The following is a 14,354-nucleotide window of genomic DNA, read 5'->3' on the forward strand; positions in this document are numbered from 1 at the left end:
TCATGACCCAGCCCCGTGACCTGTCCCGTCGCCGGTTGCTCTTCGGCGGCGCGGCGGTCGGCGCCGGTGTGCTCCTCGCCGGTTGCACCAGCAACGAGTCCACACCGACCGCGGCGCAGACCAAGGCGGCCGACAACGCCGAGGGCGGCAACAGCGCCCCCGGCAAGAAGGTCACCATCGGCTTCTCCGCCCCCGCCGCCGACCACGGCTGGATCGCCGCCATCACCAACAACGCCAAGGCGCAGGCCGGCGCGTACTCGGACGTGGACTTCAAGACCGTCGAGGCCGGCGCGGACGCCGCGGCCCAGCGGGCGGCGCTGTCCACCCTGGTCGCCCAGAAGCCGGACGTCATCGTGGTGCTGCCGCACGACGGCAAGGAGCTCAACGCGTTCGGCCTGGAGTCGATGAAGGCCGGCATCCCGGTGGTCAACCTGGACCGGGCGTTCCCCGACGCGCTGGCCTACCGGCTGCAGATCATGGGCGACAACTACGGCATGGGCGTGGCCGCCGCGAACTTCATCGTGGAGCAGCTCAAGGCCAAGGGCGTCAGCAACCCGATCATCGGTGAGATCCCCGGCATCGACTCGCTGGAGCTGACCCAGCAGCGGTCCAAGGGCTTCGCCGACACCCTGGCCACGGCCGGGTTCAAGGTGGCCAACCGGCGGCCGGCGGAGTTCACCGCCGACTCCGGCCAGCAGGCGGCCACCGGGCTGTTCCAGGCCCTGCCGAAGATCGACGCGGTCTGGAACCACGACGACGACCAGGGCATCGGTGTGCTGGCCGCGGTCAACCAGGCCAACCGCAAGGAGTTCTTCATGGTCGGCGGCGCCGGCTCGAAGAAGGCCATGGAGGACATCCAGGCCGACAACACGGTGCTCAAGGCGACCGTGACCTACAGCCCGTCGATGGCCTCCTCGGCCATCTCCCTGGCGCGTCTCATCGCCCAGGGCAAGGGCATGTCCGACCTGGTGGAACTCCAGGTGCCCAAGGAGATCGTGCTCGCCTCGGAGACGATCACCAAGGAGAACGCGAGCAACTACCTCAAGCTCGGGTTCTGATACACGGGGGGAGACCCACCTTGTCCACTCACGACAGCGAACTCCGGATCGGGATGATCGGGTATTCGTTCATGGGCGCCGCGCACTCACAGGCGTGGCGCACCGTGAACCGGGTGTACGACCTGCCCGCCCGGGTTCGGATGGCGAAGATCTGCGGCCGGGACGCCGCGAAGGTCGCCGAGGCAGCCGACCGGCTGGGCTGGGACGCGCACACCACCGACTGGCGTGCCCTGGTCACCTCGGACGACATCGACGTGGTCGACATCTGCACACCAGGTGACAGCCACGCCGAGATCGCCCTCGCCGCGCTCGCCGCCGGCAAGCACGTGATCTGCGAGAAACCGCTGGCCAACACGGTGGACGAGGCGCGGGCGATGACCGCCGCCGCGACCACCGCGGCAGCCGCCGGGGTCCGGTCCATGTGCGGGTTCAACTACCGCCGGGTGCCCGCCGTCGCCCTGATGCGACAGCTCGTCGCCGAAGGACGGCTGGGGACGATCCGGCACGTCCGGGCGACGTACCTGCAGGACTGGATCGTCGATCCGCAGTTCCCCCTGGTCTGGAGGCTGGAGAAGGACAAGGCGGGCTCCGGTGCCCTCGGTGACATCGGGGCGCACATCATCGACCTGACCCAGTTCGTGACCGGGCAGCGGATCACCGGGGTCAGCGCGGTGACCGAGACGTTCGTCAAGGAGCGTCCGCTGCCGGGCGCGTCGAGCGGCCTGGCCGCCGAGGTCGACGGCACCGCCACGGCGACCGGCACGGTCACCGTCGACGACGCCGCGATCTTCGTGGCCCGGCTGGACGACGGGGCACTGGCCACGTACGAGGCGACCCGGTTCGCCACCGGCCGCAAGAACGCCCTCCGGGTGGAGATCAACGGTTCGCTTGGTTCGGTGGTGTTCGACCTCGAACGCCTCAACGAACTGGAGTTCTACGACGCCACCCGGCCGACGGCCGAGCAGGGGTTCGCCCGCATCCTGGTCACCGAGGCCGAGCACCCGTACATGGCGGCCTGGTGGCCGCCGGGTCACATCATCGGCTACGAGCACTCCTTCACGCACGAGATGCGCGACTTCGTCGAGGCGGTCGCCACCGGCGTCGACCCGACCCCGTCGTTCGCCGACGCGTTGCAGGTCCAGCTCGTGCTGGATGCGGTGACCCGCTCGGCGGAACTCGGTTCCCAGTGGACCGACGTCGAGCCGGCCCTGGCCGCGCTCGCCGTCTGACCAGCCACCTCCGCCGCCGACCGGCGAGGGACCGGCCGCGGTTGCGCCCCGCGGCCGGGCCGGGGTCGGTGTCGGAGGGCGTGCGCCGGGCCGTCGGCCCGGGGCACGCGCACGTCGGCCGTCCGGTGCGGCCGGACCGGGATTCCCCGGTCGCACCGGAGGGCCGCCTGTTAGAACATTGATGAACGTGATCCGATAAACCGGATCACCAACCACAGTCGTCCGGCCGGAGGCGCGCCGCCGCCGTCGGCCGGATGCGGGGAGGCAGGGCCGAGACGCCGAACCGGCCCTGCCTGCCAGCCCCGTCCGCACGCCGTACGGGAACCGGATGCGGTGACGATGCCGCCGACATCGTCGCCGCGCCCGGTGCCATCCCGCACGACGGGCGGGCGGGGCCACCCCGCGCCCCACCCGTACGACTCGACCGACGCGATGTTTCCACCCGACGGAAGGAGCACCATGAGAACGGGTGTCTGGCTGGTGGGAGCGCGCGGTTCCGTCGCGACCACCGCCATCGTCGGGGGCCTCGCCCTGCGGGCCGGTCTCACCGGCCCCACCGGCTGCGTCACCGAACTGCCCGACCTGCGCGGGCCCGCCCTGCCCACCTTCGCCGACCTGGTCTTCGGCGGTCACGACGTGGCCACCACCCCGCTTACCAAGCGGGCCGAGGCGCTCGCCGCCGCCGGGGTGCTGCCCGGCCGGCTGGCCACCGCGCTCACCGCCGACCTGGCCGCCGTCGAGGAGGACCTGCGGCCCGCGCCCACCGCCGGCAGCCAGGCCGACCGGGCCGCCGCCGTCGCCGCCGAGCTGACCGCGTTCCGCGACCGGCACCGGCTGGACCGGGTGGTGGTGGTCAACGTCTCCGCCACCGAACCCGCCCCCGCCACGCACCCCGGCCACGCCGACCCGGACGCCCTGCGGGCCGCCCTCGCCGGCACCGACGAGGTGCTGCCGCCCAGCTCGCTCTACGCGTACGCGGCCGTCGAGGCGGGCTGCCCGTACGTCGACTTCACCCCCTCCACCGGGCTGCGCCTGCCGGCGCTCGCGGCGCTGGCCGCCCAGCGCGGCCTGCCGTACGCCGGGCACGACGGCAAGACCGGGGAGACCCTGGTCAAGTCGGTGCTCGCCCCGATGTTCGCGATGCGGAACCTCGCGGTGCGCTCCTGGTCCGGGGTCAACCTGCTCGGCGGCGGCGACGGGGCGACCCTGGCCGAGCCGGGCGCCAACGCCGCCAAGGTGGACAGCAAGCAGCGGGTCCTCGGCGAGACCCTCGGCTACGTGCCGCAGGGCGGCACCCGGATCGACTACGTCGAGGACCTCGGCGACTTCAAGACCGCCTGGGATCTGATCACCTTCGCCGGGTTCCTCGGCACCGGGATGCGGATGGAGTTCACCTGGCACGGCTGCGACTCCGCGCTGGCCGCCCCGCTGGTGCTCGACCTGGCCCGGCTCACCGCCGCCGCGCACGCCGCCGGCCGGGTCGGACCCCTGCCCGAGCTGGCGTTCTTCTTCAAGGACCCGATCGACTCGCCCACCCACTCGCTGAGCACGCAGTGGCAGCGGCTCGTCGACTTCGCCCGGGAGCTGCACGCCGGCGGTGCCGGGTGACCAGCCTGGCCGACCTGGCCGAGCTGGTCCGGGCACCGGCCGCGCTGTCCGTACCGGGGGACCTGGTGGCCGGGGCGGCGGCGGCCGGCGTGCTCGGCCCGCGTACCGCCGGGCTGGCCGGCGCGTCGGTGCTGCTCTACTGGGCCGGGATGGCCGCCAACGACTGGGCCGACCGGGGGCTGGACGCCGAGGAACGCCCGGAACGGCCCATCCCGAGCGGCCGGATCACCCCGGCCGCCGCCGCCGGGGTCGCCGCCGGGCTCACCGCCGCCGGCCTGGGCCTGGCCGCCGCCGTGGGCGGTCGCCGCGCCGCCGCCGTCGCGCTCCCCCTCGCCGCCACCATCTGGGGGTACGACCTCGCGGCGAAGAACACCGCCGCCGGTCCCGTCGTGATGGCCGCCTGCCGGGGGCTGGACGTGCTGCTCGGCGCGTCCCCCGGCCGGCCGGTGCGGGCGCTGCCGGCGGCGCTCACCGTCGCCGCGCACACCTGGACGGTCACCGCCCTGTCCCGACGCGAGGTCAGCGGCGCCGACGCGGCGCTGCCCCGGCGTACCCTCGCCGGCACCGCCCTGGTCGCGCTGGCCGCCACCACCCTGCCCCGCCGTGCCACCGCGACGCCGGCCCCGGGCCCCCGGGCCGGGGCGGTCGCCGCCGCGTTGCCGGTCGGCCTGGCCGGCTGGTACGTCGCCCGGTACGGCGGCGCGCAGGCCCGGGTCGCCGCCGACCCCACCGCCGGCCGGGTCCGGGCCGCCGTCGGGGCCGGCATCACCGGGCTGCCCTCGTTGCAGGGTGCGCTCACCGCGCGGGCCGGTGCCGGGCTGGTCGGCGCGCTGGTCGCGCTCGCCGCGCCGCTGGGCGGCCGGTTGGCCCGGAAGCTCTCCCCGACATGACCACCCCACCGCCCACCACCCCCGCCGACCCGCCAGCCGTCGAGCGGCTGCGGTTCGGTTACGGCACCAACGGGTTCGCCAACCACCGGCTCGACGACGCCCTGACGGTGCTGGCCGACCTCGGCTACGAGGGGGTCGCGCTCACCCTCGACCACGACCACCTCGACCCGTACGCGCCGGGGCTGGCCCGTCGGGTCGACGCGGTCGCGCACCGGCTGGCCGCGCTGGGCCTCGGCGTGGTGGTCGAGACCGGCGCCCGCTACCTGCTCGACCCGTGGCGCAAGCACGCCCCGACGCTGCTGCACGACGAGGCGGCCGGCCGGATCGACTTCCTGGAACGGGCGGTGCGGGTCGGCGCGGACCTCGGTGCGGAGGCGGTCTCGTTCTGGGCCGGGGTCCGGCCCGGCCACGTCCCGGTGGAGGTGGCCCGGGACCGGCTGGTCGCCGGCTGCGCCACGGTGGTGGCCGCCGCCGACCGGGCCGGGGTGACCCTGGGCTTCGAGCCGGAGCCGGGGATGCTGGTCGAGGACATCGCCGGCTGGCGGTGGCTGCACCGGGCCCTCGGCGAGCCGGCGTGCTTCGGCATCACCCTCGACATCGGACACTGCCGCTGCCTGGAGTCGGCGACCGTGCCGGACTGCGTCCGCCAGGTGGCCGGCCACCTGGTCAACGTGCAGATCGACGACATGCGCCGGGGCGTGCACGAACACCTGGAGTTCGGAACCGGCGAGATCGACTTCCCGCCGGTGCTGCGTGCCCTGGCCGACGGCGGCTACCGGGGACTCGTCGCCGTGGAGCTGCCCCGGCACTCGCACGCCGCGCCCACCGTGGCCGCCCGGTCGCTGGACTTCCTGCGTACCGCCGCCCGGCAGGCCGGTCTCGCGGTGGGCGCACCACCCGTGCCCGCCGGCACCACCGGGGCGGCCTGACCACCGCCGACCGTACTCACCTGGGGAGGGAAGACGGATGACACCGGATCGACTGCGGGCCGCGCTCGGGGGCGCACCCGATCCCGACTGGCTGGACACCGCGCTGCGGCACGTCGCGGCCGAGCCCGACACGGTCGCGCGGTACTTCCCGGCGGCCGCCCGCCGGTGCGGCCGGCACGAGCTGCCCGACGCACCCGGCTGGAGCGCCGACGAGGCGGCCCGCGCGCTGCTGCTGGCCGCCCTGCCCGCCGGCCGGGCCGCCGGGCAGGTCGAGCAGGTCTACCGGTACGGCGACGCCGCCGAGAAGCGGGCCGTGCTCAAGGCCCTGCCGCTGCTGCCGATCGGCGACGCCGGGGTGCCGCTGCTGCACGACGCGATCCGCACCAACGACACCCGGCTGGTCGCCGCGGCCCTCGGCCCGTACGCCCGGCACCTGACCGCCGACGCCTGGCGGCAGGCGGTGCTCAAGTGCGTCTTCATCGGGGTGCCGCTGGCCGTCGTCGCCGACCTGGACGACCGGGCCGACGGGGAACTGGCCACCATGCTCGCCGCGCTCGCCGCGGAACGGCACGCCGCCGGTCGGCAGCTCCCCGCCGACGCCACCGCACTGCTCGACCGGCTCACCATCAGGGAGGCGTGAATGCGCATCTTCGACCCCCACATCCACATGACGTCGCGGACCACCGACGACTACGAGCGGATGGCCGCCGCCGGGGTCCGCGCCGTGGTCGAGCCGGCCTTCTGGCTGGGGCAGCCGCGCACCAGCGCCGCCTCCTTCGCCGACTACTTCGACTCGCTGATCGGCTGGGAACCGTTCCGGGCCGGCCAGTTCGGCGTCCGGCACCACGCCACCGTGGCGCTGAACCCGAAGGAGGCCAACGACCCCCGCTGCCGTCCGGTGCTCGACCTGCTGCCCCGCTACCTGGAGAAGGACGCCGTGGTAGCGGTCGGCGAGATCGGCTACGACGACATGACCCCGGCCGAGGACGAGGCGTTCGCCACCCAGCTCGCGCTGGCCGTCGACCACGACCTGCCGGCCCTGGTGCACACCCCGCACCGGGACAAGGCGCGCGGCGTCGAACGCAGCCTCGCGGTGATCGCCGAGAGCGGCATCGCACCCGGCCGGGTGGCGCTGGACCACCTCAACGAGGTGACCGTGAAGCTGGCCCGGGACAGCGGCTGCTGGCTGGGCTTCTCCATCTACCCCGACACCAAGATGTCGCCGCCGCGGATGGTGGAGCTGCTGCGCACGTACGGCACCGAGCGGATGCTGGTCAACTCGGCCGCCGACTGGGGCCGCTCCGACCCGCTGCTCACCCGGGTCACCGGCGAGGCGATGCTGGCCGCCGGGTTCACCGACGACGACGTCGACCTGGTGCTCTGGCGCAACCCGGTGGAGTTCTACGGGCAGTCCGGCCGGCTCGACCTGACCGACCTGGACACCCCGACCAGCGGCACCTTCGAGGGCAACTCCATCCTGCGCGGCGGCGACTGATGCGGCTGCGGCACGCCGACGGCAGCACCGTCCACCTCGGCTACTGCACGAACGTGCACCCCGCCGAGGACGCCGCCGGCATCCTCGCCCAACTCGACACGTACGCCCTGCCGGTGCGGGAGGCGCTCGGCTCCGACCTGCTCGGCCTGGGGCTGTGGCTGGCCGCCCCGGTCGCCGCCGAGCTGGCCGCCGACCCGGCCGCCCGCCGCCGGCTGCGCGCCGAACTGACCCACCGGGGGCTGGAGGTGGTCACCCTCAACGGCTTCCCGTACGCGGCCTTCCAGGCCCCGGTGGTCAAGGGCGCGGTGTACCACCCGGACTGGACCACCGGGCAGCGGCTGCGCTACACCCTCGACCTGGCCCGGATCCTGGCCGACCTGCTCCCCGACGACGCGGCCCGGGGCTCCATCTCCACCCTGCCGCTGGCCTGGCGGGAGCCCTGGGACGCGGCCCACGCCGACACCGCCCGTCGCCGGCTCGACGCGCTCACCGCCGGCCTGGCCGAGGTGGAGCGGGACACCGGCCGGGTGGTGCGGGTGGCCTTCGAACCGGAACCGGGCTGCGTGGTGGAGAGCAGCGGGCAGGCCGCCGCCCTGCTGGGCGGCCTGGACCCGGACCGGCTCGGGATCTGTCTCGACCTGGCCCACCTCGCCTGCGCCTGGGAGGAACCCGTCGCGGCGCTGGCCCGGCTGCGCGCCGCCGGGCTGCCGGTGGTCAAGGTGCAGGTGTCCGCCGCGCTGGAGTCGGCCGACCCGGTCGCCGACGCCGAGGCGCTGGGCCGCTGGGTGGAGCCGAGGTTCCTGCACCAGACCCGCACCGCCGGCTGCGCCCACGCCGCCGATCCGGCCGATCCGGCGTACGCGGCCGACGACCTGGACGCGGCGCTGGCCGCGCGGCTGCCCGGGGCGTGGCGGGTGCACTACCACGTGCCGCTGCACGCCCCGCCCGAGCCGCCGCTGACCTCCACCGTGCCGGTGCTGCGCGCCGCGTTGGCCGCGCTGCTCGCCGGCCCCACCGCCGGCTGCGACCACCTGGACGTCGAGACGTACACGTGGGGGGTGCTGCCGGCGGCGCGGCGGCCACGCACCGACGCGGAGCTGGCCGTGGGCATCGCCGCCGAGCTGGCCTTCGCCCGCGACGAACTGGTCACCCTCGGCCTCACCCCGGCCGAACGAGCCGTCCCGACGACCCTGGGAGTACGACGATGAGCGAGCGTCACCGACCCGGTACGACGAGGTGCCACCGCCGCGTCGGACGCAGCGGGGTGTCGGCATGAGCCGCCGGCTGGTGGTGCTGGACGTGGTCGGGCTGACCCCCCGGCTGCTGGCCCACATGCCCCGGCTGCGCGCCGTCGCCGAACAGGGTTTCTCCGCCGAGCTGGGTACCGTGCTGCCGGCGGTGACCTGCTCGGCGCAGGCCACCCTGCTGACCGGTGAGCAGCCGTCCGGGCACGGCATCGTCGGCAACGGCTGGTACTTCCGCGACCTCGGTGAGGTGCTGCTGTGGCGGCAGCACCACGCGCTGGTCGGCGGGGAGAAGGTGTGGCAGGCGGCCCGCCGGGTCGAGCCCGGCTACACGGTGGCCAACGTCTGCTGGTGGTACGCGATGGGCGCGGACGTCAACTGGACCGTCACGCCCCGCCCGATCTACTACGCCGACGGGCGCAAGGAACCGGACTGCTGGACCGACCCGCCGGAGCTGCACGACACGCTCACCGACGCGCTGGGCACCTTCCCGCTGTTCACCTACTGGGGGCCGGGCGCCGGGCTGCCGTCGTCCCGGTGGATCTGCCGGGCGGCCGAGCGCATCCTCGCCGACCAGGCCCCCGACCTGACCCTGGTCTACGTCCCGCACCTCGACTACGACCTGCAACGCTTCGGGCCGTCCTCGCCCCGGGCCGCCGCCGCGGCGGCGGAGCTGGACGCGGTGCTCGCCCCGCTGCTGGACGCCGCACGGGCCGCCGACGCGACGGTGGTGGCGCTGTCCGAGTACGGCATCACCGACGTCTCCCGCCCGGTGGACGTCAACCGGCTGCTGCGCGCCGAGGGGCTGCTGCGGGTCTACACCCAGGACGGCATGGAGTACCTGGACCCGTGGACGTCGCGGGCGTTCGCCGTCGCCGACCACCAGATCGCCCACGTCTACGTGAAGGACCCGGCGGACGTGGCGGCGGTGGCGAAGCTCTGCGCCGGGTTGCCCGGGGTGGCCGAGGTGCTGGACGCCGAGGGCAAGGCGGCGGCCGGGCTGGACCACGAGCGGGCCGGCGAACTGGTGCTGGTGGCCGAGCCGGACTCCTGGTTCACCTACTACTACTGGCTCGACGACGCCCGCGCCCCGGACTTCGCCCGGAACGTGGAGATCCACCGCAAGCCCGGGTACGACCCGGCGGAGCTGTTCTTCGACCCGGCCGCGCCGGGTGCGGCGAAGCGGCGGGCGGGGGTGGCGCTGGCCCGTAAGAAGCTCGGCATGCGCTACCTGATGAGCGTGGTGGGTCTGGACGCGGGGGCGCGGGCGGTGCGCGGTTCGCACGGCCGGTTGCCGGCCGACCCGGCGGACGGTCCGGTGCTGCTCTGCTCCGACCCGTCGCTGGCCCGGGACACCTTCGCCGCGACGGAGGTCAAGGCCCTGCTGCTGGAGCTGGCCGGGTTGGGAGCGGGTGCCGGTGCCGACGGGGCGTCGGCGGCCCCGACCGGCCCGCCGGGCGCGGGGGAGCGGCGGTGACGCTCACCGCCGCCCCGACCGACGCCAGTGAGCTGCGCACCCGTTTCGACGCCGAGCTGGTGGCGTTCCTCGACCGGCAGGGCCCGGACTGGCCGGACGGTGCCCCGCGCGGCATCTTCTCCGCCCTGCACCGGTTCGTGCTGGCCGGCGGGAAGCGGCTGCGGCCGTTGTTCTGCTACTGGGGTTGGCGGGGGGCCGGCGGCGTGGACGACCGCCCGATCGTGGTGGCGGCGGCGGCGTTGGAGCTGTTCCACGCGTTCGCGCTGATCCACGACGACATCCTTGACGGCAGCGACCACCGTCGGGGCGCGCCGTCGGTGCACCGGGTCTTCGCCGAGCTGCACACCCGTTCGGCGTGGCGGGGCGACCCGGAGACGTACGGCCGCAACACCGCGCTGCTCTGCGGGGATCTCTGCGCGGCCTGGTCGGACCAGATGTTCCACGAGTGCGGGATGACCTCCGCGCAGATCTGGCAGGGGTACCGGGTCTTCGCCCGGATGCGTACCGAGGTGATCGCGGGGGAGTACCTGGACCTGGTCTCCGGGGTCGGGGACGGGTCGGTGGCCAGCGCGCTCACCGTGATCCGGATGAAGGCGGCCCGGTACACGGTGACCCGGCCGTTGCAGATCGGTGCGGCGCTGGCCGGGGCCCCGGCGGAGCTGATCGCCGCGCTCGTCGACTTCGGTGACCCGCTGGGTGACGCGTTCCAGCTCCGCGACGACGTGCTGGGGGTCTTCGGTGATCCGGCGGTGACCGGCAAGTCGATCCTGGACGACCTGCGGGAGGGCAAGCCGACGGTGATGATGGCGATGGCCCGCGACGCCGCCGACCGGGCCCAGGCCGCCCGGCTGCGGGACCTGTTCGGCAATCCCGAGCTGGACGCGGCGGGTGCCGCCGAACTGCGGACGATCATCGAGGCGACCGGGGCGCGGGAGAAGATCGAGCGGTTGATCCGGGTCCGGGCCGACGCCGCCCGGGTGGCGCTCGCCCAGGTGCCGCTGGCGGAGCCGGCCCGTACCGCGCTGGCCGCCCTGGCCGACCAGGCCGTGCACCGGCAGCACTGAGCCGTCGCCGCCCCGGCCCGCTGCGGCGGTGCGGGGTGTGCACCCCGGCGTGGCGGGACCGGCACGGCGGCCGGTCTTTCATCAGATGTATGTGGGTTCCCGTGCGGGTTTCGGGTGGCCGGGGTGCGGGCTTCATCTGATGAAAACCCACAACGGTGGGCAGAGGGTATGGACATTGATATAGGTCACCATTAATGTTTGTGGCATCACGGGCATGTTTCGTCAAGGTGAACCGGCGGCGCGGTAACCCCTCGACGAGAGACCTTCCGCCGGGCGCTTCGCGCCCCGGCCGAGGGTGCTGACCGGCCGACCGGGACACCCCCCGGCCGCGCGGCCTGCCCTGCCACACCCCACCACTCCACCCCACCACCCCGGCATCCGGCGCGGCGGCACGCGTCCCGCCCTGGCCGTGATCCGTCAGGAAGGGACAGCCCTCCAATGTCCATAAAGGACCCAACCGGTCACCGTTCCCGACGGTGGCTACCCTCCGCCGCCGCACTGCTGCTGGCCGTCACCGCCGGCACGGTCGCCGCCACCGCCGGCCCGACCGCCCCGGCCGCCGCCCACACCATCAACGCCAGCGACTTCCAGCAGGTCGAGCTGGCCCGGGGCGTCAACGAGATGGGCGAGCCCATGTCGCTGGCCGTGCTGCCGGACCGGTCCGTGCTGCACACCGCCCGCAACGGCACGGTGCGACGCACCGACGCCGCCGGCACCACCCGGACCATCGGCACGATCCCCGTCTACACCCACGACGAGGACGGGATGCAGAGCCTCGGGGTCGACCCGAACTTCGCCACCAACCGGTTCATCTACCTCTACTACGCGCCGCCGCTGTCCACCCCCGGTGGCGACGCGCCCGCCACCGGCAGCAACTGGTCGGCCTGGCAGGGCGTGAACCGGCTGTCCCGGTTCACCCTGAACGCCGACTTCACCATCAACATGTCCAGCAAGGTCGACATCCTCGACATCGGCACCGACCGGGGCATCTGCTGCCACGTCGGCAGCGACATGGACTTCGACGCCGCCGGCAACCTCTACCTGTCCACCGGCGACGACAGCAACCCGTTCGACTCCGCCGGCTACTCGCCGCTGGACGAGCGCACCAACCGCAACCCGGCGTACGACTCCCAGCGCAGCGCCGGCAACACCAACGACCTGCGGGGCAAGCTCCTGCGGATCAAGGTGAACGCCGACGGGACGTACTCGATCCCGAGTGGGAACCTGTTCCCCCCGGGCACCGCGAAGACCCGCCCCGAGATCTACGCGATGGGCTTCCGCAACCCGTTCCGGATCAGCGTCGACAAGGCCACCGGCGTCGTCTACGTCGGCGACTACGGGCCGGACGCCGGCAGCACCAACGCCAACCGGGGCCCCTCCGGCCAGGTCGAGTTCAACCGGGTCACCGGCCCCGGCAACTACGGCTGGCCGTACTGCACCGGTACCAACACCACGTCCGAGACGTACAACGAGTGGAACTTCGCCACCAACTCGACCGGCCCGAAGTTCAACTGCACCGGCGGGCCGACCAACAACTCGTTCCGCAACACCGGTCTGACCACCCTCCCGCCGGCCAAGCCCTCCTGGATCAAGTACGGCGGCGACTCCGGCAGCCCGGCCGCGTTCGGCAGCGGCTCCGAGTCGCCGGCCGCCGGCCCGGTCTACCGGTACGACCCGAACAACCCCTCGGCGACGAAGTTCCCGCAGAGCTTCGACGGGCTGTTCTTCGCCACCGAGTTCGGCCGGGGCTGGGTCAAGCCGATCCACGTCAACGCCGACGGGTCGCCCGGCACCATCGACAGCTTCCCCTGGGTGGGCAAGCAGGTGATGGACTCCGCGTTCGGTCCCGACGGGGCGTACTACCTGCTCGACTACGGCACCGGCTACTACAACGGTGACGCCAACTCGGCCCTGTACCGCTTCGACTACGTCGGCGTCGGCAACCGGGCGCCGGCCGCCCGGGCGAGCGCCGACCGGACCTCCGGTCCCGCGCCGCTGACCGTGAACTTCTCCTCGGCCGGCTCCGCCGACCCCGAGGGCGGCGCGTTGACCTACTCGTGGGCGTTCGGCGACGGCACCACCTCCACGGCGGCCAACCCGACGAAGACGTACACCACGGACGGCTCGTACACCGCGACGCTCACCGTGCGGGACCCGCAGGGGGCGACCGGCACGAACAGCGTGACGGTCAACGTCGGCAACACCGCCCCGACGGTCACCATCACCGGCCCGGTCGACGGCTCGCTGTTCTCCTTCGGGGACACGGTGCCGTTCAGCATCACCGTCACCGACCCCGAGGACGGCACGGTCGACTGCACCAAGGTCAAGATGACCTACGTGCTCGGCCACGACCAGCACGGTCACCAGATCTCCTCGGTCGACGGCTGCTCCGGCACGATCACCATCCCGGTCGACGGCGAGCACGACGACGCGGCGAACATCTTCGCCATCTTCGACGCCGAGTACACCGACGCCGGTGGCCTCACCACGCACACCCAGCACACCCTCCAGCCCCGGCACCGGCAGGCCGAGCACTTCAAGACCTCGTCCGGCGTGACCCTCTACGACAAGACCCCGGCCGAGGGCGGCAAGACCGTCGGCAACATCGAGAACGGGGAGTGGATCGGGTTCTCCCCGTACCAGATCGGCAACGTCACCTCGTTCACCGCGCGGGTCTCCTCGGCCGGCGCCGGCGGCACCCTCCAGATCCGCGCCGGCTCGCCCACCGGCACCGTGCTCGGGCAGGCCAGCGTGCCGGTCACCGGCGGCTGGGAAACCTTCACCACCGTCACCGGCACGGTGTCCGGCGCACCCACCGGCACCACCACGCTCTACCTGACCTTCGCCGGTGGCACCGGGCTGCTCTACGACCTGGACGCGTTCACCCTGAACACCGGCACCGTCCCACCGCCGACCAACGGCACCGGGCCGATCAAGGGGCTGGGCGGCAAATGCCTGGACGTGCGTAACGCGGCCACCGCCGACGGCACCCAGGTGCAGATCCTCACCTGCAACGGTGGGGCCGGGCAGACCTGGACGGTCACCCCGAACGGCCCGATCAAGGCGCTCGGCAAGTGCCTGGACGTCAACGGCGGCGGCACCGCCAACGGCACCAAGATCCAGCTCTGGAGCTGCACCGGTGGCAGCCCGCAGGTCTGGTCGGCGCAGTCCGACGGCACCCTGCGCAACCCCGCCTCGGGCAAGTGCCTGGACGTCTCCGGCAACAACTCGGCCGACGGCACCGTGGTCCTCCTGTGGACCTGCAGCTCGTCCGCGGCCAACCAGAAGTGGACCCTGCCCTGACCTGACGGGCGCGGGACCGGCGGTGTCCGGTCCCGCGCCCCCGGCGTACTGGAGCAC

General features: G+C 73.7%; 11 protein-coding genes. All 11 read left to right on the forward strand.

Translation table 11 applies throughout. From position 1 onward, the window contains the following. Nucleotides 1-2 precede the first annotated feature (2 nt). On the forward strand, nt 3-1,058 hold the full coding sequence (locus ACN265_RS05880; protein ID WP_204926333.1) for a substrate-binding domain-containing protein: 1,056 nt from the start codon (nt 3-5) through the stop codon (nt 1,056-1,058). Nucleotides 1,059-1,078: 20 nt separating this feature from the next. Further along, entirely contained in the window at nt 1,079-2,287 is a 1,209-nt protein-coding gene (locus ACN265_RS05885) for a Gfo/Idh/MocA family protein (protein ID WP_232378165.1), read from the forward strand. A gap of 459 nt (nt 2,288-2,746) precedes the next feature. Further along, nucleotides 2,747-3,895, forward strand: coding sequence for an inositol-3-phosphate synthase (locus ACN265_RS05890; RefSeq protein ID WP_204926334.1), 1,149 nt, complete (start codon nt 2,747-2,749; stop codon nt 3,893-3,895). Next, nucleotides 3,892-4,785, forward strand: coding sequence for an SCO3242 family prenyltransferase (locus ACN265_RS05895; RefSeq protein ID WP_421406286.1), 894 nt, complete (start codon nt 3,892-3,894; stop codon nt 4,783-4,785). Before ACN265_RS05890 ends, ACN265_RS05895 begins: the two co-directional genes overlap by 4 nt. Then, complete coding sequence (locus ACN265_RS05900; protein WP_204926336.1) at nt 4,782-5,714, forward strand: sugar phosphate isomerase/epimerase family protein; 933 nt, start codon at nt 4,782-4,784, stop codon at nt 5,712-5,714. Before ACN265_RS05895 ends, ACN265_RS05900 begins: the two co-directional genes overlap by 4 nt. Nucleotides 5,715-5,751: 37 nt before the next feature. Continuing rightward, entirely contained in the window at nt 5,752-6,354 is a 603-nt protein-coding gene (locus ACN265_RS05905; protein WP_357932202.1) for an EboA domain-containing protein, read from the forward strand. Next, nucleotides 6,355-7,209: a TatD family hydrolase gene (locus ACN265_RS05910; RefSeq protein ID WP_421406288.1), complete on the forward strand. Its 855-nt coding sequence runs from the start codon at nt 6,355-6,357 to the stop codon at nt 7,207-7,209. Next, complete coding sequence (gene eboE / locus ACN265_RS05915) at nt 7,209-8,417, forward strand: metabolite traffic protein EboE (protein ID WP_421406289.1); 1,209 nt, start codon at nt 7,209-7,211, stop codon at nt 8,415-8,417. Before ACN265_RS05910 ends, eboE begins: the two co-directional genes overlap by 1 nt. Before the next feature lie 64 nt (nt 8,418-8,481). After that, the gene (locus ACN265_RS05920) at nt 8,482-9,930 is read left to right on the forward strand and encodes an alkaline phosphatase family protein (protein WP_420119260.1); all 1,449 of its coding nucleotides are present in this window, start codon (nt 8,482-8,484) and stop codon (nt 9,928-9,930) included. After that, nucleotides 9,927-10,994 (forward strand): polyprenyl synthetase family protein, encoded by a 1,068-nt coding sequence (locus ACN265_RS05925; RefSeq protein ID WP_204926341.1) that lies wholly within the window; start codon nt 9,927-9,929, stop codon nt 10,992-10,994. The genes ACN265_RS05920 and ACN265_RS05925 overlap by 4 nt, the downstream gene beginning before the upstream one ends. Nucleotides 10,995-11,432: 438 nt before the next feature. Next, the gene (locus tag ACN265_RS05930) at nt 11,433-14,297 is read left to right on the forward strand and encodes a carbohydrate-binding protein (RefSeq protein ID WP_421406290.1); all 2,865 of its coding nucleotides are present in this window, start codon (nt 11,433-11,435) and stop codon (nt 14,295-14,297) included. Nucleotides 14,298-14,354 lie beyond the last annotated feature (57 nt).

This window comes from Micromonospora sp. WMMD730 (assembly GCF_049178955.1).
In the GTDB taxonomy this organism is placed as follows: Bacteria; Actinomycetota; Actinomycetes; order Mycobacteriales; family Micromonosporaceae; genus Micromonospora; species Micromonospora wenchangensis.